The sequence below is a fragment of the Gordonia prachuapensis genome (assembly GCF_036350515.1).
GTDB classification, from domain to species: domain Bacteria; phylum Actinomycetota; class Actinomycetes; order Mycobacteriales; family Mycobacteriaceae; genus Gordonia; species Gordonia prachuapensis.
The window spans coordinates 1-25,307 of the sequence record NZ_JAZDUE010000006.1; the positions used below are offsets into that span (position 1 = coordinate 1).

A 25,307-nucleotide genomic window follows, 5' to 3' on the forward strand; every position below is an offset into this window, starting at 1 on the left:
GCAACGATTTCAACACTATCATGCAGGCACAGGCAGTGGTGTTGGACTGGTGCTACGGCTTCTACAATCACCAACGCCGCCACAGCGCGATCGGGATGGTGAGCCCGGTCGACTACGAGAACGCCGCGCGCACCGAACCCAAAGCCGCATAGAGGAGTCCTCCACGATTCCGGGGGAACCACACAGTGCCCCGTGCGGTGGTGGACTTCGGATCGGCCTGAGCCACGCGTTGTGATCGACGAGTCGTGATGGGTGTTAGGCGATTTGGCGTGCTGCGTCGACCAGTTCTGCGGTCTGGCGTTTGGCGGCGATGACCTTGCGCAGTTCCGCCATGCTGATGTCGGACAGGTAGCGGCGGGTGACCTGCCATTCGTCATGGGCCTCGATCACGACGGCGGTCGCCAACCCAGAACCGCCGGCGGATCGGGGAAGATGTCCACGACATCAGCGCGGCGTTTGATCTCCTTGTTCAGCCGTTCGATCGGGTTGTTCGACCAGGTCTTCTGCCATTGTGATTTCGGGAATGCGGTGAACGCAAGCACGTCCGGGCTTGGCCTCGGCCATCATCGTGCCACCTTCGGGAACGACGCCTCGAGGGTTTCGGCGACCTGGTCCCACTGCGCGGCAACCTCTGCCGGTTCGGTATGAGCGAAGATGGCTTTGAGCGCCGCGGTTACCACCGGTGCCTGCTTCGCTGACACCGCGCCGTGCAGGTTGCGCATGAAATGCACTCGGCGACGCTGCCACGAGAAGTTCGTGAACTGCTGGGCCACAGCCGCTTTCAACCCAGCGTGGGCATCCGAGACGACCTGATGCGCTCCCGACAGCCCTCGCGCCTTCAGCGAGGCGAGGAACTCGCGCCAGAACTCGAAGGACTCGCTGTCGCTGACCGCGGTGCCCAGTACCTCGCCGGTGCCTTCGATCGACACTCCGGTCGCCACGACCAAAGCTTGAGACACCGCATGGGCGCCGACCCGAACCTTGAAGAAAGCGGCATCAGCGAACACGTAGGGGAACTCGGTGTGGGTCAGGGAGCGTTCACCGAACGCGGTCACGGTCCTTGTCGAGGCCGGCGCAGATACGCGAGACCTCGGACTTGGCGATGCCCGAGGCGACGCCGAGGGCGTTGACCAGATCATCGACGCTACGGGTGTACACGCCGTGGGCGTAGGCTTCCATCACCACCACGAGCAGGACTTTGTTTATGCTTCGGCGTCGTTCAAGCAGGCTCGGGAGAATGACCCAGCTCGCAGCTTGCCTATCTTGACCTCGACATAACGGTTCGCGCCGATCTTCTCGGTCGCCTCGGCCTCGATCAGTGCTTGTAACCCCGCTCTGAGCAACTCGGCGAACACCGCTCCAGAAGCGGCGGAGGTGAGTGCATCCAGCTGAGCGCGCAAGGGAGAATGGTCGTGGGTCATCGCGTTGTGTGTCTTAATGTTAAGTCACTTGGTAGGTAACTCACTGACCACTACGCGATGGCCCGCCGCGACCGGGCACCGACCCGCTCAGTGCCAGGTCACCTCAGCCCCGAAATCCCACCATCCGAGGGGACTCACCTTAGCGCCGAACTGCACTTCACAGACTTTGCGGATCGGCACGAAGTTGTGCGGGAGTAGGCATGTCGTCGACTCGCGCCGGACGGTGTGCTGCACCCATGAGGTCGAGACGACGGCCGAACGCTCGCCGCTGGCGTTCACCGATCTCGAGATCGGATCCGAGTAGTCCGGTCCGGCGAACAGCTTCACGCATCTTGACGAATGGACGCGCGAGCTTGATCCAGTGTGTGAGCGGCCCGTTGGGGACACCGAGGAGATCTGCGGTTTCGCGGCTGACGTGTTGTTCGATGAATGGCCGGCTCATCGCCATCAACGCGCGTGAGCTGACACGGCGCATCGATGCGCCGGCCCGGATCTCGATGAATTCGGGGAAGGCCGCGGCCGGGCTGATCACGTTCTCGCGCAGAGACGCCACCATCTCTCTCGAGCTGTCATCGGGCTCGTCGAGCACTGCGAATGCGGCGAGGCGGAACTCGTCGGCCCACTCCACCGAGTCCGGAAGCAACCGGTCTGGAAGTCCCAGCATCGACCCGATGGCCGACCACTGGTGGGCCATCGCGTGGCAATCGTCGTCAGACAGTGGCACTCCGGCCAGTTGAAGCCCCCGCAGCGGCGCCAGGAAGAATCCGATGTTCGTCAGCGATGCTGCGGTCATGTTGACCGGTGCGCCCCAGGCGAGCTCGTTCCAGCGTCCTGACGCCGCGAAGTTGCGGCCGATCGTGGCATGCAGCATGCGTAACCGCACAGTCTCGCGGAAGCCCTCGCTCCGAGGCAGCATCGCACCCGGCGCGGCGGCCGCGATGGTCCATCGAGCGGTCTCTTCGAAGCGCCGGGCGCCCATCTGCCGGAACCGGCCGTTCATCACCAACGGTTTGACGAGATCGCCGTACTGGTAGGCAGATACCAGAGCGGCGAGCATCGCCACGCTGTTGACCATGCTGATCCGCCACCACATGGCCGCGCCCCGGTCGAACAGGTCCTGATCGACCCACGACGGCGGTGTGATCAGCTCGGCCACCAGCTCACGCACCCGGGACGGCGCGTCGGCAATCGCGTCGAGACCGTCATCGAGGGCTGCCTCCAGGAGGTGTCGTCCGTGGGTTGCCGGCAGCCGGTCGAACTCATCGAGCAAGGCAGATGCGAGTTCGTCGTGTTCGCACAGTCCCCCAACCGCCAGGTCGACCAGGTGTGGTGGGTGAAGTAAGCGGGCGGCTCGCGCTCGTTCCGCGCGCCGCGGATCAGCCAAGATGAACCAGCGGTCACGATCCGACTGTTCACACTTTGTCATAATTTGTTACCGTACACATATTCCTCTGATTTGTATACTGTGAGAGTCGTGGCAGATGACGACCCCGCTGATATGACCCCGTGGGGCCCGATAGTCCCGGCAGCGCCCTCTACAGAGATGGCCGCGAAAATTCTCGACGCCGCGCGCATTCGTTTTGCCGCGCAGGGCATCAGCCGAACGACGATGTCGGAACTCGCCGCCGACGCCGGCATTTCACGTAAGTGGCTCTACCGGCATTTCGACAACCGTGATGCCGTCGTACGTGCCCTCATCGGGCGCGACGCTCAACGCGTCATCGACAGCGTCACCACGCTCTATGCCGACGCCAGTGATCCACTCGACGCGATGATCGACGCCCTGACAACCGTCGTGACATTGCTCCGCCAGGATCAACTACTGCAACGGCTCGTCGAGACCGAACCCCAGGCACTCGCGCCATTCCTGACAACCGGGGCCGCAACTCTGATGCGGCCGGCGATCGAGGTCACCGTCGGCCTGCTCGACGAACACTTCGGGATGGCCCGAACCGACGCGACGTTGGCCGCCGAGGCGCTGATCCGGCTGACACTCTCGAGCGTGCTCAGCGAGGCGGCCACCACCGATTTCGATGATCCCGAAAAGCGACGAGAGTTCTTCGCGTACAGCGTCCCACGACTGATCGCCCCGCCACATGGCTTCGAGTCCGGCTGATCGGGGCCAGACCTATTCGGCAAGAAGGATTCCAACGGTTCAGCTGGTGGCCGGACAGTCGCCGACTGTCATCCATTGCAGCTCACTGAGCCCGAACCTCTTCTGAACAGGAGTTGCGCGGCGCCCTGTACCGCAGCGGTTTCTGTACGGGCGCCACATAGTGAGGCGCGCAGCCGCCGTCGGCGTTGAGACAGTTCTGAGAGCGGGTTGAGAGATCCGGATGTGAGCGTGTTCGGCATGACACTGATTCACAACCCAGACAACATGCACAACCCACACAGCGCTGTCCCCGTCGACGTCGCCCCGACGACCGATCTGGCCATCGCCGGCGCTCTCCTCACCCAGGCCTTTGCCGACGACCCGGTGATGGTGTGGATGCAGCCGGACACCCGACGTCAGGCGGTGCTCTTCGACATCGTGCTGAAGTACCTCCACGGCCCGCAGGCCTGCCTGGACCTCGCGACCCGCGACGGTCGCCCGGTGGGCGTTGCGGCCTGGGACCCGCCGAGTCACCGGATCACCGCACGCAGTCACGTGGCGTCCACGATCGCCATGGCCCGGGCGTTGGGGCCGCGGACACGGCGCGGGATCGCCATGGAGCTGGCATTCGCCAAGCACCGACCAAAGGAGCCACATTGGTATCTCGGACAGATCGGAGCGCCCGAACGCGGACAAGGCATCGGCACCACACTGCTGGAGGCCCGGCTCGCCGATATCGAGGGCCCGGCCTACCTCGAGAGTTCCAATGAGCGCAACATCCCCCTGTACGAGCGCTTCGGCTTCCAGGTGACGGGCGAGATCACGTTGCCCTTCGACGGGCCACGGGTGTGGCCCATGTACCGGCCGAGTTCGGTCAGCTGATCAGCTCGGCGTCATGGTGGGCGGACGCCGCGGACGTGGGTGACAGATCCGCGGTGCGCAGATCCACTGTCGGCGAGTGGGTGATCAGTTTGTGGCCCCACCAGAGCCCGAGGAACACGATCAGCGCGCCATAGGCGGTGAGCCACAGTTCCAGATCCGCGGCGGTGCCGTCACGAATGGCGCCGAGGTTCTGGCCGGCGATCACGAGGATGCACATGCCGAGCGCGATGACCGGCCCGGCGGGATACAGCCACGCCTTGTACGGAAGCTCGTCTAGCGGGCGACCCTGCAGGTTCCAGGCACGCCGGAAACGGTAGTGCGCCCAGGCGATACCCATCCACGTGACGAAACCGGCCACCGACGACGCGGTCACCAGCCATACGTATGCCCGCCCGTCGCCCACCCTGCTGGCCAGGAAGCAGAGCGCTCCGATCGCGGCGGTCGCGGCCACCGCCAAGATGGGGACGCCCGAGCGGGTGACCCGGCTGAACAGATGAGGGGCGCTGCCCTGCACGGACAGCCCGTACAGCGCGCGGGTCGCGGCGAACAGACTGGCGTTGCCCGCGGACAGGATGGCGATCAGGATCACCGCGTTCATCATCGACGCCGCAACGGCGATACCCGCCTCGGAGAACACCAGGGTGAACGGGGCGATCGCGATGTTCTCCTCGGAGGCATTGAGCAGATTCGGATCGTTGTACGGGATCAGGAACGCGATGATGGTGAGCGTGCCCACGTAGAACAGCAGAATCCGGACGAAGACGGTGCGCACCGCACGCGGGATCGCCTTCTTCGGCTCCAGCGCCTCACCCGCGGCGACCGCGATCATCTCGGTGCCCTGGAATGCGAAACCGGCGAGCAGGAACACCGACAGCATGCCGAGCGGGAAGTCGACGAATGGCGCCTCGCCGATGGTCCAGTTGCTGAACCCCGGCGAGGGTTGATCGCCGACGACACCTAGCACCAACAGCGTGCCGACGATCAGGAAGATCACCACCGCGATCACCTTGATGGAGGCGAACCAGAACTCGGCCTCGCCGAACGCCTTGACCGCGAACAGATTCAGCGCGAGCAGGCCACCGAGGAAGACCACCGACCAGATCCACGACGGTACGTCGGGCAGCCAGAACTTCATGATCAGGCCGGCCGCGACGACCTCGGCGGCCAGAGTGATCGACCAGTTGAACCAATAGTTCCATCCGGCCGCGAAGCCGAATGATTCACTCACGAAACGCTTTCCGTACTCCTCGAAAGGGTTGCTGCACGGGATGTACGCCGACATCTCGCCCAGACTCTGCATGAGGAAGAAGACCATGCACCCCATGAGCAGGTACGCGGTGATGGCGCCACCAGGACCGGCGTCGGCGATGGTGGCGCCCGACGCCACGAACAGACCGGTACCAATGGCACCGCCCAGGGCGAGCATGCTGATGTGACGCGTTCGCAGCCCCTTGCGCAGGGACTCGTCGGGGGTGATCCCCAGAGGACTGGACACCCGCAGATTTTAACGGGTGTCCAGTCACTCGGCCCGGTGATCGCGATCATCCGCGACGGCGGGGCACCGGCTCAGTACACCGGCGGTTCACCTTCGGCCGCAGGGCCTTTCTCGATCGGCGTGTGCTCGATGATGGATTTGTACGCGTGGTTCTCGTGGCGGACCATCGCCACGAAGAATCCGACGAAGAGCACAACCGCCAGCAGGAAGACGATCCACACACCCACCGAGAATCCACCGAAGGTGAACACCACGCCGAGTTCGTCATAGGAATCGATAGGGCTGAACATCTACTTCACCTCTTCTGTCGGAACTACCACCGCGTCGGCGTCGGCGTCCTCGGTCGGCACGGCGACGATGTCGCCGGTGTCCCCGCGCATGAGGGTCACCGGGATGCCCTCGGGATACGGTGTCGCCGGAACCTCACTGAGGTCCAGACCCTGCTCTTCCACCTCGGGCGGAATGCGCAACAGTCCGGCCTTCTTCAACGCCAGGGACACCAGGTAGGCCGGGATGAAGCCGAGCGCGGCGAACACCGCGGCCCCGACGAGCTGACCCCACAGCGAGATCGAGGGATTCCCGTCGGTGTTGGGGTAACCGGCCAAGAAGATTCCGGCCATCGTCAGCGAGTACAGGCCGATGCCACCGTGCACCGACACGGCACCCACCACGTCATCGATCTTGAACTTCTCCAACAGCTTTCCGATGAACGGGATCAGTGCGCCGGCTCCCAGTGCGATGAGGAACGCCAGCGCCGGGTGGTACAGGTCCAGACCCGCAGCCACGCCGATCACTCCGGCGAGACCACCGGAGATGGTCCAGAACGGTTCGCCGCGAGACGTCATGTAGGCGCCGATGATGCCGCCGGCGAGGCCCATCAGGGTGTTGAAGGCGAAGGCGGACAGCGTGGTCGGGCTGCCGTAGATGGTGGCGTAGCCCTCGTTGCTGTAGATGACACAACCCATCAGGAACCCGAAGAAGCCGGTGAAGATCAGGAAGAGCCCGAGCATCGTGAGCGGCAGGTTGTGCGGCCGGATGGTGACCGGTGTGCCGTCGGGCAGGAACCGGCCCCGACGTGGCCCGAGGTTGATCAGGATGCCGAGTGCTGCGAATCCGGCGATCATGTGGACGCAACCGGCGGCTCCCACGTCGTGGAAGCCGAGTTCGGTGAGCATCCAGCCCGCGCCGTGCCAGCCCCATGCCGCGCCGATGATCCAGACGACCGAACCGACGAGGACGGTGAGCACGAGGAAAGCGCTGGTGCGGATGCGTTCGAGCACGGCACCGGACATGATCGAGCCGGTGGTGGCGGCGAACAGTGCGAACGCACCCCAGAAGATGCCGCTCGCGGAGTCCGCGGTGTTCGGCCCCATGTTGTCGCTCCACGGCAGCGCGGCCTGCGCGGCGTCCGACATCTCGATGTACCCGCTGGGCATCGCGTTGTACAGGAACCAGCCGACGAAGAAGAACGAGGCGATGATGGTCGCGAAGGCGAGCAGATTCTTCATCGCTGTGGCGAGCACGTTCTTGGAGCGTGACGCACCGATCTCGTAGGCGAGGAATCCCGCGTGGATCAGCATCATCAGGGCGATGGACATCCAGTAGAAAAACTCGTTGTTGACCGACCCCATCGTGGTGATGGCGTCCTCGACGTCTGGTGGCACGGGCAGACCTCCGCTGGCAGGAGTGTTTCGCAACAGTGTTCGGCGCGCACTATCGGTGTACGCAGGTCTGACCTTAAGTTAGCGAACGTTTCGTCGCGTTCCTCGATGGTTAATGCGACGTAAATCGCTCGTTGTCGCCTGCCACGACGTCCACACCAGTGGTGATCTTCTTTGCTAGCGACGAAAGAGTTTGTTGCCCAGCCACACCAACGGGTCGTAGCGGCGATCCACCACGCGTTCCTTCATCGGGATCAGCGCGTTGTCGGTGATCTTGATGTGCTCCGGGCACACGTCCGTACAACACTTGGTGATGTTGCAGAGTCCCAGACCGTGTTCGGCCTGCGCGGAATCGCGCCGCTCGGCCACGTCGAGCGGATGCATGTCGAGCTCCGCCACCCGCATCAGGTAGCGAGGGCCGGCGAAGTTCTCCTTGTTGTCCTCGTGATCGCGGATCACGTGGCAGGTGTCCTGACAGAGGAAGCACTCGATGCACTTGCGGAACTCCTGCGACCGCGCCACATCGACCTGCTTCATCCGGTACTCCCCCGGCTTCAGTCCTTCGGGAGGCGTGAACGACTGGATCTCGCGGGCCTTCGCATAGTTGAACGAGACGTCGGTGACCAGGTCGCGGATCACCGGGAACGTCCGCATCGGGGTCACCGTGATCACCTCGTCCTCGGTGAAGGTCGACATCCGGGTCATGCACAGCAGTTTGGGGCGCCCGTTGACCTCTGCCGAGCAGGATCCGCACTTGCCGGCCTTGCAGTTCCAGCGCACGGCGAGGTCGGGCGTCTGTGTCGCCTGCAGCCGGTGGATGATGTCGAGCACCACCTCGCCGTCGTTGGCGAGCACCGTGTAGTCCCGGAGCTCACCGGAATCACTGTCACCTCGCCAGACCCGGAACTTCGCGTCGTAGCCCATCTGCTCTCCTTGTCGCGGTCAGCTCTCCCCGTCGCGGTCAGCTCTCGCCCCCGGCGTCGGGGTGCCCGGCGATCTCACCGGCGGTGTAGTACTTCTCGACCTCGGGGAAATCGAACAGCTCCAACAGATCCGGACGCATCGGGACCTGTTCCTCGGTGACCACCGAGACCTCCGGAACGGGTGAATCGTCGTCTCGGTCGGCGGTACAGACCAGCAGGGTGTTGCGCCAGTTCGAGTCCATCGAGGGGTGGTCGTCGCGGGTGTGACCGCCGCGGCTCTCGGTGCGTAGCAGCGCCGCCTTGGCGACACATTCGCAGACCAGCAACATGTTTCGTAGGTCGAGTGCCAGATGCCAGCCGGGATTGAACTGGCGATGACCCTCCACCTGCACGAAACCGAGTCGGCCGCGCAGGTCCTCGAGGACGGTGATGGCCTCCTGCACCTCGGACTCTTTCCGGATGATGCCCACCAGGTCGTTCATCGATTGTTGGAGGTCGGTGTAGAGGCCGTAGGGGTTCTCCGGGGTACCGTCGGAGACCGGCTCGAAGGGCGCCAACGCGAACGCCGCGGCCCGCTCGATGGCGTCGGCGGCGATCGCGGGCCGGTCCTGTAGCGACCCGACGTAGGAGGCCGCGCCGAGGCCGGCACGCCGCCCGAACACCAGCAGGTCCGACAATGAGTTGCCGCCCAACCGATTCGAGCCGTGCATGCCGCCTGAGCATTCGCCGGCGGCGAACAGGCCCGGCACGCTCGACGCCGCGGTGTCCGGATCGACCTCGATCCCACCCATCACGTAGTGGCAGGTGGGTCCGACCTCCATGGGTTCGGCGGTGATGTCGACGTCGGCGAGTTCCTTGAACTGGTGGTGCATCGAGGGCAGCCTGCGCATGATCTCGTCGGCGGGCAGGCGGGAGGCGATGTCGAGGTATACGCCGCCGTGCTCGGTGCCGCGACCGGCCTTGACCTCTTCGTTGATCGCGCGGGCGACCTCGTCGCGGGGCAGCAGATCGGGGGTGCGGCGGGCGCTGTCGTTGTCGGCGAGCCATTTGTCGGCCTCGTCCTCGGATTCGGCGTACTGCCCCTTGAAGACCGGCGGGATGTAGTCGAACATGAACCGCTTGCCTTCGGTGTTCTTCAGGACCCCGCCGTCGCCGCGCACCCCTTCGGTCACCAGGATGCCCTTGACACTGGGCGGCCACACCATTCCGGTCGGATGGAACTGGACGAACTCCATGTTGATGAGGCTCGCACCGGCCCGCAACGCCAACGCGTGGCCGTCGCCGGTGTACTCCCAGGAGTTCGACGTCACCTTGAACGACTTGCCGATACCGCCGGTCGCGAGCACCACCGCCGGCGATTCGAAGACGACGAATCTGCCTGACTCGCGCCAGTAGCCGAAGGCTCCGGCGATCTGATCGCCGTCCTTGAGCAGCTCAGTGATGGTGCATTCGGCGAACACCTTGATGCGCGACTCGTAGTCGCCGGTGGCGGCGTGATCCTCCTGCTGCAGCGAGACGATCTTCTGCTGCATGGTCCGGATCAGTTCCAGGCCGGTCCGGTCGCCGACGTGCGCCAGCCTCGGGTAGGTGTGGCCACCGAAGTTGCGCTGGGCGATTCGTCCGTCGTCGGTGCGATCGAACAGCGCGCCATAGGTTTCCAGCTCCCAGACCCGGTCCGGCGCCTCCTTGGCGTGCAGTTCGGCCATTCGCCAGTTGTTGAGGAACTTGCCGCCGCGCATCGTGTCCTTGAAATGCGTCTGCCAGTTGTCCTTCGAATTGGCGTTGCCCATCGATGCGGCGCACCCGCCCTCGGCCATCACGGTGTGGGCCTTGCCGAACAGCGACTTGCAGACCACCGCGACCGAGTAGCCCTTCTCGCGGGCCTCGATGACCGCCCGCAGACCCGCACCACCTGCTCCGATGACGACGACGTCGTATTTGTGGCGTTCCGGTTCGGTCATCTAGCGGAGGCTCCCAACATGAAATCGTTTGTGCGACAAGAAGTACAAGGGCATCGGATCAGCCCACGAATCTCAGGTCGGAGATCGTGTTGCTGGCGACGAGCATGACGTAGAAGTCGGTGAGCATCAATGTGCCGAGCGTGATCCAGGCGAACTGCATGTGCCGGGTGTTGAGCTTCGACACCTGAGTCCAGATCCAATACCGGACCGGATGTGCCGAGAAGTGTTTCAATCGGCCGCCGGTCACATGTCGACACGAATGACACGACAGCGTGTACGCCCACAACAGGGTCACGTTCACCACGAGGATCACGTTGCCCAGACCGAATCCGAAGCCTCCGCCCTCACCGTGGAACGCGAGAATCGCGTCGTAGGTGTTGATCAGGGAGATGATGACGGCGGCATAGAAGAAGTAGCGGTGCGCGTTCTGGATGATCAGCGGCAGGCGGGTCTCCCCGGTGTACCGGCCGTGCGGCTCGGCCACGGCGCAGGCCGGCGGCGACAGCCAGATCGAACGGTAATAGGCCTTGCGGTAGTAGTAGCAGGTCACGCGGAAGCCGAGGAGCAGCGGCAGGATCAGGAAATTGAGGGGAATCCACATCGGGAGTTCCGGGAACGGTGTCCCGAAGTGGCTCGATCCCGGCACACACGACTCACTGAGACACGGCGAGTAGAACGGGGTCAGGTAGTGATACTCCTCGACCCAGTAGGCACTGCGGACGAACGCACGCACCGTCGCGTAGACGATGAAGGTCGCCAGCCCGAGGGTCGTCAGCAGCGGCGACAGCCACCATCTGTCCACTCGAAGGGTTCGCGCCAGAATGCGCGCCCGCCCCGGAGAGAAAACCCCGGTAGCCTCCCGCTCAGACGCGGGGGCGCTCACTTCGTTCGCTCGCGCGAGTGGAAGCCCAGCCCTTCATCCTGCGCACCGAGCCAGGCCGCCTCGTCCGACTTGCTGTCGGGTACATAGACGACGTCGTCTTTGTTGACAGTCTTACGCAGGGGCGGTGGTGCGTGCTCGAAGTCGTGCAGGTCGATCTCGAGCCGGTCGAGGTCGTTGGTCATCCGACGAACGGCGTCGACGTCCCCGTACAGCGACTTCAACGTCTCGATGTGATGCCGCAGCGCTCCGATGTTGCGATGAAGATCCTTCATCTCGGCCGTCATCATGGCGTTCCCTCCAAGGGTGTGTGATATGCACCACAGTACTGGCAGGGACCCTTCAGTCAACGTCTTTGACCGAACGTGTCCGCCTCGCACAGGCCCGGCCGACGACCGCGCGATCGGCCCGTCAACCCCATCCGATATAGGTTGAGGGAGAGTTCCATGCCCGTCTCGAACGGTCGTGGTCGACGACGACGGCGTCGATGACGGGCTGGTCGCATCGCGGTCGCCGCCCCACAGCCCGGAGCCGCCCGCCCACAGTCCCAGGTCTCCCGGAGGAGGTCCGATGAGTAGTTTCGATGAGATGGCGCCAGCGCAGCCGCACACGCCCACGCCAGGTGGCCCTGCGAGTTCGACAGCCGCCGCGCGGTGGCGTGAGATCGCGTCCACGCATACCGACGAAGTCGCGATCTGCACGCCGGAGTCGTCGATCACCTTCGGCCGGGCTGCGGCTCTCGTCGAGGCCCAGGCGCGCGCGATTGCCGCGTTCGTCGACGATCCGGCCCGGCCGGTCGCCGTCGACATCGAGTGCGACGTCGACTCGGTGGTGGCGATGCTGTCCGTCGTGTGCTCGGGCCACCCTCTGGTGCCGCTGGACCCGTTTCTGCCGGCCGACCGTCGGGCGCACATCCTCCGCCTCAGCGACGCGATCCACCTGGGACCCGGCGACATCGCTGCCCTGCCGCCCGCGGCCGCACCGGCACCCGAGCCGGCCCCCGAGGATCCGGCGGTGCTGATCTTCACCTCAGGGTCGACGGGAACGCCGAAGGGCGTCGTGTTGTCACAGAAGATGCAACCCAACCACGCCCAGGACGGCCGCGACTTCATGGGACTGGGACCGGGTGACCGGGCCGCGGTCCTGCTGCCGTTGAGCTTCGGCGGCGGGCTCGACGGGATGTCGATGAGTCTGTTGAACGGCGCTTCGATGCACCTGTGGGACGTGCGCCGACGAACCGCCGTCGGGCTGCGGGACTGGCTCGACACCGAGCAGGTCACCACAGTGCATTGCACCCCGTCGCTGCTGCGGTCCTGGCTGGGTGAACTCGCCACCGAGAACACGGTGGACAGCGTCCGCCTGCTGAGTACATGTGGCGAACCGTCCTACAGCGGCGACGTCGAATTGTTCCGTACGAAACTGGCGCCTGAGGGAACGTTCTGCGTGTGGGCGGGCGCCTCCGAGGTCGGCGACCTGGCATTCAACGTGTTCGACCCGGACCGCGAAGTACCGACGGGCGTCCTCGGCGCCGGTCTTCCCGCCACCGACAAGCAGATTCGCGTCATCGACGAGAACGACGACGACGTGGCCGCCGGTTCCATCGGTGAGGTCATCGTGAAGTCCGCGCACATCGCCCTCGGCTATCACGGGGATCCCGAGATGACCGCGCGCCGGTTCAGTCGCATCGACGATGGCCGGACGCGTTACCGCACCGGCGATCTGGGACGCTTCGACGAATCCGGCCGCCTCCAGCTCCTCGGCCGCGGAGACGACGCCATCAAGATCCGCGGATATCTCGTCGAACCGCTCGAGGTCGAGGCCGCGGTCCGTTCGCTTCCTTGGACGGTCGACGCCGCGGTCACCGCGGACCGCGACGCCGCCCGCCTCGCCGCGTACATCGCGATCGATCCGGCCAAGTGGAGCCCGTCAACGGCAGAGATCCGCAAGGAACTCGGGAAGTCGTTGGCGGCGTGGATGATTCCGCAGGACATCGTGATCGTTACCGAGATCCCCCGCAACGAACGCGGAAAGGTCGACCGGGCGGCGCTGCCGACCCCGGCCCCGCCGTCCACGCCGGAACCGCCTCGGGGACTCACGGAGCGCGGGCTGCACATGCTGTGGTGCGAGGTCCTGGGGCTCGAATCGGTCGGTCGCAATGACGACTTCTTCGCGCTCGGCGGCGACTCGCTCGCCGCGGCCACGATGGTCACCGAGGTGCGCGAGCATCTGCAGGTCGAGGTCACCACGGCGATGCTGAACGAGGGCCCCACGATCGCGGAGTTCGCCGCGTCGATCGAGACCGCCAGCAAGGAACGATCGAAGAACGCCACCGGAGCGACGATCGTCCAGTTGCGTCCGGGCACCGCCCGGCCGATCTTCCTGATCGCCGGCGCCGGTAGTCTCGGGACCAGCCTGACCCCGCTCGCGCGCGCCCTCGACACGGATCGCCCCGTCGTGGCCATCCAGGCGCGCGGTATCGAGAAGCGTGCTCGCGCAGATCGATCCGTACGAAAAGCGGCGGCGCGTGCGGTCTCCGACATCCGATCTGTCCAGCCGGACGGCCCCTACCAGATCGGTGGGTATTCGCTGGGCGGATTCCTGGCGGTGGAGGCCGCGGCACAGCTCGCCCGCGACGGACAGGTCTGCGACGAGGTGATCGTGCTCGACTCGGTGATCGACCCGATCCTTGCTGATCGGTTGCGAGCGGGTCGTTTCGGGTTGCTGTCCCGACTGCCGTTCCGGCGGAGTTCGCTGAGCAGTGCCGACGAGGTCCTGCCGGACCGAACCGGTGACGAGAACCCGACCCCCACGGCCCCGCTCCCGGCGCGCGTGCTGCAGCAGGTCGGGCAGCGGGTGCTCGTCCATCTGTCCGGACTCGTCCGCCTACCCCCGGTGTTGCAGTGGGTGGTGTTCTTCAACCTCGGGACCCGCATGATCCGCCGTCACCGTCCGAGCCCGTACTCGGGTGCGATCACAGTGGTGCGCGCCCGCACCAACACCGACGGACCCGAACTCTGGGGATTCTTCACCACCGGTCCGGTGCGGACCGTCGACATCGACGCCGATCACAATTCGATGATCCGGGTGCCGCACGTCAGCCAGACCGCTGGTGCGATGGAATCGGCTCTCGGGCCGGCGCCGGCGGCGTCGGGGGTCAGCTGACCGGTCAATGCAGAGCCTGTCGCTGGTCACGTAGCCCTTCGTCGAGCGCGCTGCGAACCACACCGGCCAGCTCGTCGGACGGTGACATCGGAAGCGTGTGATGGGTTCCCGCGGACAGCATCACCACCGATGCGGCCGGCATGAGGTCGGCAACCCGGTCTGCAATTCGAGGCGGGCGGTGAACTCGGCTCCCCGGTGCGAGCACGACGGTGACCCGGTGACCATCCAGTCCCGCGAGGTCCGTTCGGCCGGGCCGGCGGGGAACAATCGTCCGAGATGACGGAAACCCCTCGGCACCCGACGCGACGAGCTCGACCCAATCGGCGTCGAGCGCTGCGCCATCGGTCTCCCAACCGAGAAACCTGCGTTCACGACGCTCGTTGGGACGCAGCAGAATCGGTAATGCGTGCATCAGGTACCGCGGGCTGATTCCGGCGAAGCACGAGTTGGGATCGAGCAGGATCAGCCGACCCACACGCTCGGGGAAGCGCACCGCGTAGGCGAGCGCGAGCATCGCTCCGTACGAGTGGGCCACCACATCCACCCGCTCACATGATGTTTCGATGAGAACGGTGTTCACCCACGCACACAGATCATCGACGGTTCGGAGACGGTCGCCGGTGTTGCGACTCCGGCCGGGGTCCCCGATCAGGTCCGGCGCGATGAATCGGTGACCGGTTCCGCCGATCCGCTCGATCAATGCGGTCCAGGCCATCGACGTCGCCCCGCCGCCATGGAGCAGCAGCACCGGAGGGCCGGCGTCCGGGCCGGCGACGGTCACATGCGTGACGCCGAACCGGTCGGTGACCTGCCGACTGGTCGCGCCATCGGGCCAGCGTGCGAGCAGCCAATCGTAGGCGCTCGAGAATCGCCGACCCAGGTCGGTGCCGGGAAAATCTGAGAGTGCGAGCTTGTTCGCCACACATTTATCTCAACAGTTGAGTATCTTGATTGTCAAGATAAATCGAAGGGAATCCTCGACATGCCCGATCGTCGGTCGAACATCGACCTCGTCCACCAGATCCGCGCACTCAGCATCCGCGTCAACCTTCTCGGTGCGGAGTTCGCCCACCAGATCGGGATGCACCCGACCGACGTGCGCGCCCTGATCGCCCTACTCGACGCGCAGCGCCACAGCCAGGTGGCGACACCTGGATGGCTCGGTGCCGAACTGCATCTCAACAGCGCCACGGTGACCGCACTCGTCGATCGCCTCGAGCAGGCCGGACTCGTGGCGCGCGAGAGGGACCCGGCCGATCGGCGGCGCGTGGTCCTGACCGTGACGGACAAGGCATCAGAGCTTGGGTGGCAGTTTTTCGGCCCGGTCATCGACCGAACACTCGACGTCCTGAACAGCTACCCGGAGGACGAACTCGACGTGATCCGATCCTTCATCGGCCGGATGAATGCGGCAGTAGGGTGAGTTCATGGCGATCAAGACCCAGCCCACCGACGCCTCGGTCCCCGAGTTCTTCGACTCCGCATCCCCTGCCCGCCGCGTGGACGAAGGACATCAGATCGACGAGATCATGCGGGCCGAGACCGGCGTCGAGGGTGTGATGTGGGGGCCGTCGATCGTCGGCTACGGCACCTACCGGTATGTGTCGCCATCGAAAACCTCTCGGACACAGGGCGACTGGCCCAAAGTTGGATTCTCGCCCCGCAAGTCGGCGATATCGTTCTACGGGCTGAAGGACCTCCCGGACGGCGCCGCCCTACTCCCCGAGCTCGGCACCTACACGGAGGGGGCGGGCTGCGTCTACGTGAAACGGTTGGATCAGATCGACCTCACAGTGCTTCGTCGGCTCATCCGCATCGCGTTCAGCCGGGGCGATGACCCGCTCCCCTGACCCATGACTGCGCCTCCGTTCGAGCGGGCGGGGGGTTCGACGCTGAGACGTCACCGCAATCCGGCCTCACCCGACCGCGGGCGACGATAGCGCTGAACGAACCTGGCCAGGATCGCCGCGGGATACCGCGCATCGCGTGCACGTGCCGCGACCTTCAACGAGTCCGCCTCCTCCGGCGCGAAGTACCCGAAGTCGCGGTAGACGTCGATCCTCGTCGCAAGGCCGGCCGCATCGAGTTCGGGGTGGAACTGTGTGGCGTAGACGTTCTCGCCCACCCGAAACGCCTGGACCGGACACGTGGGTGAGAACGCCAGACGCAGAGCGGTCTCCGGCAACGTCGACGCCGCCTCCTTGTGACCGCCATACGCGTCGAAGGTATCGGGCACGTCGGCGAACAACGGATCGGCCCTGCCGTCGGACGTGAGCGTGATTCCCACCGCCCCCACCGGCTCGCCGTACGTCCGGTCAATCCGCGCCCCGATCACCGAGCCCAGCGTGCCCACGCCGTAACAGCAACCGAGAAAAGGGAAGTCGGCGTCGACGACCCGCGACATCAGGTCGAGCAGTTCGTTCTCGACCCGCAGCTGGGTCTCGGTCTTGGTCGGCGTCGGATCGCTGACGTTGAACGGCCCACCTCCGAGGATGATGCCCGACCAGTCGTCGAGGTCGACGTGACCGAGCTCCTGCCGAGACACGTTGAGCGTACAGAGATCTGTTGCTGCGAGACCACCGAGACGCAGTACCGAGCTCTCCTCGTCGTCGGCCGCCTGCGGTTCGGCTCGGATCGACAGCAGCAGAAACGGCCGGTGGGTTCGTGTGTTCTCCATGAGCCTCTCGCCGTCGGGACCACATCCATTGTGGTCCACGCCTGCACTGTCGTCGCCAAACCAGCACCTTACCGACGCCCGCGGTTGGCCAGGAGACGAAGCCGTCACGAGCACTGGCGCACATGAAGATTTACTCATGATCGGTCCATGGTGACCTCATGGCATCCGGCGAGAGTACTCAGTAACTCCGAAATCGGGGTTCCGGTCGCGACGAGGTGGCCGGGTACAGATGAACAGAGAGGTCTCGACATGTCCCACTCCGCCATCTTCAGCGCTCTGCAGCCGGCTCTGCGGGGATGCAACGTGATCACGTCGACCGATGATCGTCGCCGGCTTCGCTGCCCGCGTCCCCACGTCATCGTCGTCGGTTCGTCACCACCACCGACTGACGCACCCAGGCGTGATCCGACGGACGAGTTTCTCATTCTTGGAATCGCAAGTTCAGGACTAACGAAACGTAAGTGCCCGAATTCTCGATCTCGAACAAGATCCGCTGATGACGTCCCTATTGCTATGAGATAGATCACATTCAATGAGAGGACTGTGCCAAATGCGAGTACGAGCGTGGGCGATGAGCGCCACCGCGGCGGCCGCGGTGGTCGCTGCGACGGCAGCCTCCGCAGGGTCGGCGGGCGCATGGGGTAACGATCCGGGCGGCGAGAACGTCGGCTCCGGATTCATCACGAACGACGAGATCGCCATCTTCCTCGAGAACAACACCGGCGAGACGATCAACTGCGGCATATACGTGTTCCCCGCCGACCAGGTGGCGAACGTGGTCACCGGCGCGGCACTCAAGAACATCGCATTCGCCGCGTATGCGATGAACAATCAACTGCCACTGAACGATGCCCTCGCGTTTGCGGACACCGTGCTACCGCCGACCAGCGCAGCGCTGTTCAGCGAGCAGCGGACCGTTGGCGCCGGGGCCAGCGACGTGGTCGAATTCACGCCCACCACAGTGGCCGCGTCCTACGCCGGCTACGTCGAATGCGAGAGCCCGGACACCGTCGGCAACTCCAGCACCGAGGACGAGGACTTCTCCGGCTTCCGCATCGGCCCCGAGTCGAACGGCGGCGGGGACCCGGGTGATCCGGACAAGCCCAACCCGTGGGGCAGCGTGGAGGACATCTTCTCGTCCTGACCCGTCCCGCCCGGGATATCTCGTCAGCGGTCGTCGCGGGGTTCCGCTCTGCGGCCGTCGGTGCCGGCGACGATCGCCCAGATCACCAGCACCGGTTGAAAGAACAGGCGCGCCAGGCGTTCCGCATCGGTGTCGAGTCCGAATGCGTCGATGTGCTCGACGTATTGATGGATGTTGCCCGGGAACACGGCCACGAAGAACGCGGCCACGACCCACGAAACCAGTTTCCGGTAACGCGGGAGCGCGATGAGCGCGATCGCCAGCCCTATCTCGACCACGCCCGAGGCGAGGACGACGAAGTCCTTGTCGAACGGAACCCAGTCGGGCACCTGCGCCTGGAACTCGTCCCGCTGTGCGGTCAGATGGCCGATACCGGCAATGGCCAGGATCACGCCGAGCGCGATGCGGGCGAAAGCCCGGAGTCGAGGTTGGCGAGTGGTGTTCGGTGTCAACAGCATTGGTCCCCCCGGGCAGTTCGTGACAGCCACGGCGGATCAGTCGCGGCCCACCACCAACGCTAGCGGGATCTTCTGTTGTGCACAACAACGTTGTGCACAACAGAAGGTCAGTACGATATTCCGAGAGACCACGCGAACAACGTGTACGCCGCCGCCGTGATGAGCACGATGCCGATCAGGTTGAGCCAGATGCCACCGCGGATCATCTGGCCGATCGTGACGTAGCCGCTGGCGTAGGCCACGGCATTGGGCGGAGTGGCGACCGGCAGCATGAACGCACAGGTCGCCGCCAGGGCCACCGGCACGGTCAGGACCAGTGGGTCCAGACTCATACCCATCGCGACGCCTCCGGCGACGGGTAGGAACGTCGCCGCGGTGGCCGTGTTGCTGGTGATCTCGGTCAGGAAGATGATCGCGGCGGTGGCCACGATGATCATCACGATCACCGGCACCGCATCCAGTCCGCCCGCGACCTCGCCGATCCAGTCCGTCAACCCGCTCTCATCGAACTGTTCGGACAGCGCGAGGCCACCACCGAACAGCAGCAGAACTCCCCACGGCAGCTTGACCGCGGTCTCCCAGTCGAGCAGGCGCACGCCGGGCTTCACGCCGCTGGGAAGCAGGAACAACAGCACCGCCGCGGTCATCGCGATCCCGGTGTCGGAGATCGGTGGGTCCTCGTCCCAGATCAGCGGCACGGCGATCCACGAGGTAGCCGCCAGGGCGAAGATCGCGGCCACCCGGATCTCGCCTTGCGACATCGGGCCGAGCGCTTCGAGCTCACCGCGGATGAGGCGCCGGCCACCGGGAATGTCGTCGATCTCGGGTTTGAACAGCACGTGGGTCAGCAGGAACCACGCGATGAGCAGGAACACCACCGCCAGTGGCACGCCCGCGATCATCCACTCGAGAAACCCGATGTCGATGCCCTCGCCCTCGAGATATCCGACGAGCAGGGTGTTGGGCGGCGTCCCGATGATCGTGCCCAGCGAACCGATCGACGCGGCGTAGGCGATGCCGAGCATGAGCGCGGTACCGAAATTGCTCTTGATGACCGCCTCGGTGATCTCGTCGTCCGCGTCGACGTCGTCCGACCGCGCCGACTCCTCCGCGGCGGCGCGGGCTCCGGTCTCTTTTCCGAGGTCGAGCACCAGCACCAGCACCGATACCCCGATCGGGATCATCATGACGGCGGTGGCGGTGTTGGACACCCACATCGACAGGAACCCGGTGGCGATCATGAACCCGGCGATCACCATGGTCGGTTTGGTGCCCATGGCACTGACGGTGAGCAATGCGATGCGACGGTGCAGATTCCATCGCTGCATCGCCAGAGCGATCAGGAAGCCGCCCATGAACAGGAAGATGATGTTGTTTCCGTAGGACGCGCCGACGTCGTTGACCGACACCTCCGAGTCGAGCACCGGGAAGATGACGAGTGGCAACAGCGCGGTCGCCGGGATGGGAATGGCCTCGGTCATCCACCACACACCCATGAGGACGGCGGTGGCGGCGGTCAGTCGTGCCGGATGGTCCACATCGGAGGGCAGGATCACGTAGACGAGTGAGGCGAGCGCTATTCCCGCGCCGAGTCCGATCCATTGCCGTCTCCGTCTGCCCGGCTTGACGGTCTCGGCACGTTCGCCTGCCGATTTCTGGTCGACCTCGTCGTAATCCTGCGGCCCCGACCGGGAACCGTTGCGTTCACTGCCTCCGGCCTGCGCCATGCGAACCTCCTCGTGTTCGCCCACCATGACATGTTTCATTCGGCATGCGGTGCGGAATTACCACAACTCCGGATTGCCCAGCCCACGATCCCAGGAGTTCCGCCATGTCGACCGATGCAATCGTTCTGCTCCGCGACGACCACAAGTCCATCCGCAAACTGTTCCGCGACTTCGAGAAGGCCGGCCCGAACGCCGTCAAACGCAAGGGTCAGATCGCCGACAAGATCATCGCGGCCCTGACCGTGCACACCTATATCGAGAACGAGGGAATGTATCCCCAAGTCCGCGAATGCGTCCCGGAGTTGGAAAGCGACATACTCGAGTCCTACGAGGAGCACCACGTCGCCGATCTGCTCGTCATGGAGCTCGCCACGATGTCTCCTGAAGCCGAGCGCTTCGACGCCAAGATGACGGTGCTGATCGAGAATGTCGAGCACCACATTCACGAAGAGGAAGACGAGTGGTTCCCCAAAGTGCGTGAGGCACTTGGCCGCAAACAACTCCGAGAGATCGGCGAGCATCTTCTGGAACTGAAGGAGAAGGCGCCGACCAGCCCCGCGCAGCCGTCGGCGCTCAAGAAGACGCTCGACGCGATCGTCAAGTGAACCCCGACGATCCGACTCACCGACAACGCGGGTGACTCAACATCTCCCGGACATCCGCGTCGCTGAGTGGCTCGTAGTCGTCGTACGCAGCGCACACTCCCCGAAAGGACTCGACGACGGTCGGACAGATCACGCGATCGGCCTCGGGGAACTGCTCTTCGACGCCGGGCGGACCGACGGGCACGGCGACGGCCACGGCAGCCGGTCCGAGTTGCCGTAGCGCTCGGACAGCGGCACGCATCGTCGCCCCGGTCGCGATCCCGTCGTCGACGATGATGACCGTTGCGCCGCTGACATCGACGGGTTCGCACGCACCTCGATAGATGTCCGCGCGACGCTCGAGCTCGGCCGTCTCGTCGCGCATCAAGGTGTTCCACTCGCTGTCGGTGATCCCGGTGCCCTGGATGACCTCGTCATTGAGCACCACCACCCCACCGCTCGCAATGGCACCGGCGGCCAACTCGGGCTGATCGGGGACGCCGACCTTGCGAACGAGGAAGACGTCGAGAGGGACGTCGAGGTGTTCGGCGACCTGTCGGGCCACCGGCACCCCGCCCCGGGGAAGGGCCAGGACAACCACCCGTCCGCTCTCGCGGCAGCGCTCGACGTGGTCGGCAAGGATGCGACCGGCGTGAACGCGGTTGCGGTAGTGACGGCCGGCGAATATGTGGTGGCTCATGACAACCTCATCTCCCATGTCGATGACGGACGACCGGTTGTCTGTGGCCGCAAGACGTTGACGTCCAGTGCTACCCCGGTCCGCGCCCCGCCAAACACCCCACGGTCTGCTGCTTCGCCCGGCGTAGGGTCTGAGCATGGCGTTCACCGGATTCCCCGAGGCTGCGCTGGACTTCTACGACGACCTCGAGATCGACAACAGCAAGGTGTTCTGGGAGAAGCACAAAGAGGTGTATCGCACGGCCGTCGCCGGACCGATGCGCGAACTCACCGACGACCTGGCCGACGAGTTCGGCCAGGCCAAGATCTTCCGGCCCTACCGCGACGTCCGTTTCGCCAAGGACAAGACGCCCTACAAGACCCACCAGGGCGCGTTCGTCGGCGTCGGCCCGTCGACCGGGTACTACGTGCAGATCAGCGCCCCCGGTGTGATGGTCGCGGCAGGCTTCTACGAGGCGTCCGCCGAGCGCTTGGCCGCCATCCGGACCGCGATCGACGAGAACATCCACGGCGCCGAACTCGAACAACTCCTCAAGAAATACGCATCGGCCGGGTGGGAAATCGGCGGCGACACCCTGAAAACCGCACCACGCGGGTGGTCCGCCGATCACCCCCGCATCGAACTCCTGCGCCACAAGTCATTGACCATCTCCCGCGACTACGGGTTCGACGACCTGATCCACACACCGGCACTCGTGGATCGCATCCGGGAGGACTGGCGAGCCGCCACACCCCTCATCGACTGGGTGAGCCGCCACGGCTGATGGTCACGTGGTGACCCCGTCGACGTACACCCACCTGCCGTCGCGCTTTTCGAACCTGCTGTGTTGGCGCATCGCCTCCCGCCCACCGGGGGTGCGGTAGTGGGCGGTGAAGATCACCTCGCCGGTCGTGTCGAACGGTGTTCCGCCGGAGGTCGACTCGACGTCCAGGCGGTACCACGCCGTGTCGTCGTCGAGCACCAGCTGTCGCGGTCGGGTCCTCGGGTGCCAGCTGTCGAGGATGTAGTCGCGGTCGCCCATAGCGAAGGCGGTGAACCGTGATCGCATGAGGGCCTCGGCGGTCGCGGCCCGGCGCTGCCCCGCCAGGATCGGCCCGCAACACTCCCCGAACGTCAACCCTGAGGTACACGGGCATCGCCGCCCGTCTGACTCATCGGTCGCATCACCCATGGTCGCGACAATAGGCCCTCGGAGGGTTGAACGGAGACGGCGGCGGTCTGAGATGAACTCTGCGTTCACGCGAGGTCACCGTTCGTCATCGGCTCGCTGATCCGCGCACGCAAGCCGGGAATGCGGGATAGCATCCGAGACACCGTCGTCGGCGGAACGCTGCCCTGGCGTCAGTTGCCAGCGACGTTCGGACGATGCGCACAACTCCAGACGGATAGTTAGGGAGATGCATGTCTACCAATTCGGCATCGGAGATCGTCGCCGGCGTAGGTGGCGCCGGCAACATCGAGAGCCTGACACATTGCGCTACGCGCCTGCGCTTCCAATTGCACGACGCCTCGGGAGTCGAACAGGCAACGCTGGAGTCCATCGACGGTGTCATGGGCGCCGTCCCGCAGGCAGGTGACCGCTACCAGATCGTCATCGGCGGTGCTGTTCAGACCGTCTACAACGAGATCATGGCGTTGCCGGAGATGGCCAACGCCGGCGGCGACGCGGCGGCCATCAAGGCAGCGGCGCGCGCGAAGGGCCCGCGCGGCAAGAACGCCTGGCTCGACTCGCTGTTTGAGTACCTGTCCGACTCGTTCCGTCCGATCCTCGGTGCCCTGCTCGGTGCCTCGCTGTTCATCACGTTCATGTCGCTGATGAGCACGCTCGACGTGATCGGCAACTGGGCCGATCCGCGTACCGAGTTGTCGCCGTCCTGGCAGTTCGTCAACCTGTGCTGGCAGTGTGTGTTCGTCTTCTTGCCGTTGATGATCGCCTACAACGCCTCCAAGAAGCTCGACGCGGACCCGTGGGTCGGGTTCGCCATCATGGCCGTCCTCATGTTGCCGGGATTCACCGCGCTGATGGACGTCGCCGAGACCCACTCGATCTTCGGATTCGAGGTGCAGACGGTCGACATCTTCGGTGTGCCACTGACCGTGTTCGACTACAGCTCTCAGGTCTTCCCGCCGCTGTTGATGGCGGCGGTCCTCGGCCCGCTGTACAAGTACCTCAAGAAGCTCATCCCCGACAACGTCCAGCTCATCTTCGTGCCGTTCCTGGCGATGCTGATCATGATCCCGCTGACGGCGTTCCTCATCGGCCCGATCGGCGTGTACGTCGGTGCCGGTCTCGCGGATGTCCTGAAGTCCATCAACGACTTCTCACCGTTCATCTTCGCCATCGTGATCCCGCTGGCGTACCCCTTCATGGTGCCGCTGGGTCTGCACTGGCCGATCAACGCCATCATGCTGCTGAACATCCAGACGATCGGCTACGACTTCATCCAGGGGCCGATGGGCGCGTGGAACTTCGCCTGCTTCGGCGCGACGGCCGGTGTGTTGCTCATCGCCTGGCGAGAACGTGACATGCAGATGCGTCAGACGTCGACCGGCGCGCTGGCCGCCGGTTTGCTCGGCGGAATCTCCGAGCCCTCGCTGTACGGCATCCATCTGCGGTTCAAACGAATATATCCGCGCATGCTGGTGGGCTGTTTCGTCGGCGGTCTCATCATCGGTATCGGTGGCGGCGTCACCACCAACGCATTCGTGTTCACCTCGCTGCTGACCATCCCCGCATTCGACAGCATCGTGCTGTACGGCATCGCGGTGGCCGCAGCGTTCGTGGTCGCGATGGCGCTCGTCGTCATGTCCGGCTACCGGACCCCTGAACAGCAGGCCCAGTTCGAGGCCGCGCGGGACGCCGGCCTGGAGTCGCCGGGGGCCATCCCGCTCGACGACTCCGCCGACGGGGTCGCGGCCGCCGCGGCAGCCGCCGCCGTGCCGTCGGGTGGTGGTGGCACCGCCACGGCCGTCGCCGCCGCACCGGAGACGACGACGGCGGACCTGGCGACCGAGAAGGTCGCCACCGAGGATGCCGGCGCACCGACCGAGAAGGGTGCGGTCACCCGGATCGGGGCACCACTGGAGGGCACCGTCGTTGCGCTGTCCGAGGTTCCGGATCCGGTCTTCGCCGGCGGCACGATGGGCGGCGGCGTCGCGATCGAACCGTCGGGCGACACGGTCTACGCGCCGGCGAACGGTATGGTCGTCGCCGCACAACCGACCGGCCACGCCTTCGGGCTGGTCCTCGACGGCGGCATCGAACTGCTGATCCACGTCGGTATCGACACCGTCCAACTCAAGGGCGAGGGCTTCGACGTCAAGGTCAAGGCCGGGCAGAAGGTGGAAGCGGGCACACCGCTGGTGACCTTCGACCGGTCGGTCATTGACAAGGCCGGGTATCCGATCATCACACCGGTGGTGGTGATGAACACCAAGAAGTTCGCGTCGGTGGAACAGATCGCCGAGGGAACAACGTCGGTCGGTGACCCGGTGATCGCCGTGGAGGCCAAGCCGAAGCCGCCTGCGGCCGGCTGA

The 25,307-nt window shown here is 65.1% G+C and carries 24 protein-coding genes and 1 pseudogene; 10 read left to right on the forward strand and 15 right to left on the reverse strand.

Features of this window, described 5'->3' with window-relative positions; translation table 11 throughout:
* Positions 1-17 precede the first annotated feature (17 nt).
* Complete coding sequence (locus tag V1Y59_RS08290; protein WP_330504590.1) at positions 18-152, forward strand: IS3 family transposase; 135 nt, start codon at positions 18-20, stop codon at positions 150-152.
* Positions 153-255: 103 nt separating this feature from the next.
* On the opposite strand, the pseudogene V1Y59_RS08295 reads toward V1Y59_RS08290, so the two are convergent.
* Together V1Y59_RS08295 and V1Y59_RS08300 are read right to left on the reverse strand one after the other, a co-directional pair.
* Positions 256-1,421, reverse strand: a pseudogene (locus V1Y59_RS08295) (IS256 family transposase).
* Positions 1,422-1,578: 157 nt separating this feature from the next.
* Positions 1,579-2,847: an oxygenase MpaB family protein gene (locus tag V1Y59_RS08300; RefSeq protein WP_330504354.1), complete on the reverse strand. Its 1,269-nt coding sequence runs from the start codon at positions 2,845-2,847 to the stop codon at positions 1,579-1,581.
* A 117-nt stretch (positions 2,848-2,964) separates the two neighbouring features.
* Between V1Y59_RS08300 and V1Y59_RS08305 the strand changes: the two genes are divergently transcribed.
* Positions 2,965-3,537, forward strand: coding sequence for a TetR/AcrR family transcriptional regulator (locus tag V1Y59_RS08305; protein WP_330504355.1), 573 nt, complete (start codon positions 2,965-2,967; stop codon positions 3,535-3,537).
* A 237-nt stretch (positions 3,538-3,774) separates the two neighbouring features.
* On the forward strand, positions 3,775-4,398 hold the full coding sequence (locus V1Y59_RS08310) for a GNAT family N-acetyltransferase (protein ID WP_330504356.1): 624 nt from the start codon (positions 3,775-3,777) through the stop codon (positions 4,396-4,398).
* On the opposite strand, the gene V1Y59_RS08315 is transcribed toward V1Y59_RS08310, so the two are convergent.
* The 7 genes from V1Y59_RS08315 to V1Y59_RS08345 form a co-directional block, all read right to left on the reverse strand.
* Positions 4,391-5,893, reverse strand: a complete 1,503-nt coding sequence (locus tag V1Y59_RS08315) for an amino acid permease (RefSeq protein WP_330504357.1) — start codon at positions 5,891-5,893, stop codon at positions 4,391-4,393. The genes V1Y59_RS08310 and V1Y59_RS08315 overlap by 8 nt on opposite strands.
* Positions 5,894-5,964: 71 nt before the next feature.
* Positions 5,965-6,183 carry a hypothetical protein gene (locus tag V1Y59_RS08320; protein WP_330504358.1) on the reverse strand — a complete coding sequence of 73 codons (219 nt, stop codon included), beginning with the start codon at positions 6,181-6,183 and terminating at the stop codon, positions 5,965-5,967.
* Positions 6,184-7,557, reverse strand: coding sequence for an ammonium transporter (locus tag V1Y59_RS08325; protein ID WP_330504359.1), 1,374 nt, complete (start codon positions 7,555-7,557; stop codon positions 6,184-6,186).
* Between the two features lie 174 nt (positions 7,558-7,731).
* A complete protein-coding gene (locus V1Y59_RS08330) occupies positions 7,732-8,478 on the reverse strand; it encodes a succinate dehydrogenase/fumarate reductase iron-sulfur subunit (protein ID WP_330504360.1) in 747 nt (248 codons plus the stop codon).
* A gap of 37 nt (positions 8,479-8,515) precedes the next feature.
* A complete protein-coding gene (locus V1Y59_RS08335; RefSeq protein WP_330504361.1) occupies positions 8,516-10,438 on the reverse strand; it encodes a fumarate reductase/succinate dehydrogenase flavoprotein subunit in 1,923 nt (640 codons plus the stop codon).
* A 58-nt stretch (positions 10,439-10,496) separates the two neighbouring features.
* Positions 10,497-11,321 (reverse strand): hypothetical protein, encoded by an 825-nt coding sequence (locus V1Y59_RS08340; protein WP_330504362.1) that lies wholly within the window; start codon positions 11,319-11,321, stop codon positions 10,497-10,499.
* Complete coding sequence (locus tag V1Y59_RS08345; RefSeq protein WP_330504363.1) at positions 11,318-11,608, reverse strand: hypothetical protein; 291 nt, start codon at positions 11,606-11,608, stop codon at positions 11,318-11,320. The genes V1Y59_RS08340 and V1Y59_RS08345 overlap by 4 nt, the downstream gene beginning before the upstream one ends.
* A gap of 280 nt (positions 11,609-11,888) precedes the next feature.
* Here V1Y59_RS08345 and V1Y59_RS08350 point away from each other — a divergent pair, with 280 nt between their 5' ends.
* Positions 11,889-14,480, forward strand: a complete 2,592-nt coding sequence (locus V1Y59_RS08350) for an AMP-binding protein (protein WP_330504364.1) — start codon at positions 11,889-11,891, stop codon at positions 14,478-14,480.
* Positions 14,481-14,484: 4 nt separating this feature from the next.
* Here V1Y59_RS08350 and V1Y59_RS08355 read toward each other — a convergent pair whose 3' ends face one another.
* Positions 14,485-15,402, reverse strand: a complete 918-nt coding sequence (locus V1Y59_RS08355; protein ID WP_330504366.1) for an alpha/beta fold hydrolase — start codon at positions 15,400-15,402, stop codon at positions 14,485-14,487.
* Positions 15,403-15,462: 60 nt separating this feature from the next.
* Between V1Y59_RS08355 and V1Y59_RS08360 the strand changes: the two genes are divergently transcribed.
* The gene (locus tag V1Y59_RS08360) at positions 15,463-15,903 is read left to right on the forward strand and encodes a MarR family winged helix-turn-helix transcriptional regulator (RefSeq protein ID WP_330504367.1); all 441 of its coding nucleotides are present in this window, start codon (positions 15,463-15,465) and stop codon (positions 15,901-15,903) included.
* A gap of 4 nt (positions 15,904-15,907) precedes the next feature.
* Positions 15,908-16,330 carry a DUF1801 domain-containing protein gene (locus V1Y59_RS08365; RefSeq protein WP_330504368.1) on the forward strand — a complete coding sequence of 141 codons (423 nt, stop codon included), beginning with the start codon at positions 15,908-15,910 and terminating at the stop codon, positions 16,328-16,330.
* Positions 16,331-16,380: 50 nt separating this feature from the next.
* On the opposite strand, the gene V1Y59_RS08370 is transcribed toward V1Y59_RS08365, so the two are convergent.
* A complete protein-coding gene (locus V1Y59_RS08370) occupies positions 16,381-17,157 on the reverse strand; it encodes a glutamine amidotransferase (protein WP_330504369.1) in 777 nt (258 codons plus the stop codon).
* A 550-nt stretch (positions 17,158-17,707) separates the two neighbouring features.
* Between V1Y59_RS08370 and V1Y59_RS08375 the strand changes: the two genes are divergently transcribed.
* The gene (locus V1Y59_RS08375) at positions 17,708-18,301 is read left to right on the forward strand and encodes a hypothetical protein (protein WP_330504370.1); all 594 of its coding nucleotides are present in this window, start codon (positions 17,708-17,710) and stop codon (positions 18,299-18,301) included.
* Positions 18,302-18,324: 23 nt separating this feature from the next.
* On the opposite strand, the gene V1Y59_RS08380 is transcribed toward V1Y59_RS08375, so the two are convergent.
* A complete protein-coding gene (locus V1Y59_RS08380; protein ID WP_330504371.1) occupies positions 18,325-18,759 on the reverse strand; it encodes a DoxX family protein in 435 nt (144 codons plus the stop codon).
* Positions 18,760-18,866: 107 nt separating this feature from the next.
* On the reverse strand, positions 18,867-20,486 hold the full coding sequence (locus V1Y59_RS08385; RefSeq protein ID WP_330504372.1) for an SLC13 family permease: 1,620 nt from the start codon (positions 20,484-20,486) through the stop codon (positions 18,867-18,869).
* A 104-nt stretch (positions 20,487-20,590) separates the two neighbouring features.
* On the opposite strand from V1Y59_RS08385, the gene V1Y59_RS08390 reads away from it, so the two are divergent.
* Entirely contained in the window at positions 20,591-21,091 is a 501-nt protein-coding gene (locus tag V1Y59_RS08390) for a hemerythrin domain-containing protein (protein WP_330504373.1), read from the forward strand.
* 16 nt (positions 21,092-21,107) lie between these two features.
* Here the strand turns inward: V1Y59_RS08390 and V1Y59_RS08395 are convergent, their stop codons facing one another.
* Positions 21,108-21,770, reverse strand: a complete 663-nt coding sequence (locus V1Y59_RS08395) for a phosphoribosyltransferase (RefSeq protein WP_330504374.1) — start codon at positions 21,768-21,770, stop codon at positions 21,108-21,110.
* Positions 21,771-21,906: 136 nt separating this feature from the next.
* Here V1Y59_RS08395 and V1Y59_RS08400 point away from each other — a divergent pair, with 136 nt between their 5' ends.
* A complete protein-coding gene (locus V1Y59_RS08400; RefSeq protein WP_330504375.1) occupies positions 21,907-22,533 on the forward strand; it encodes a DUF2461 domain-containing protein in 627 nt (208 codons plus the stop codon).
* A 3-nt stretch (positions 22,534-22,536) separates the two neighbouring features.
* On the opposite strand, the gene V1Y59_RS08405 is transcribed toward V1Y59_RS08400, so the two are convergent.
* Positions 22,537-22,941, reverse strand: coding sequence for a YchJ family protein (locus V1Y59_RS08405; RefSeq protein WP_330504376.1), 405 nt, complete (start codon positions 22,939-22,941; stop codon positions 22,537-22,539).
* Between the two features lie 230 nt (positions 22,942-23,171).
* Here V1Y59_RS08405 and V1Y59_RS08410 point away from each other — a divergent pair, with 230 nt between their 5' ends.
* On the forward strand, positions 23,172-25,307 hold the full coding sequence (locus V1Y59_RS08410) for a glucose PTS transporter subunit IIA (RefSeq protein ID WP_330504377.1): 2,136 nt from the start codon (positions 23,172-23,174) through the stop codon (positions 25,305-25,307).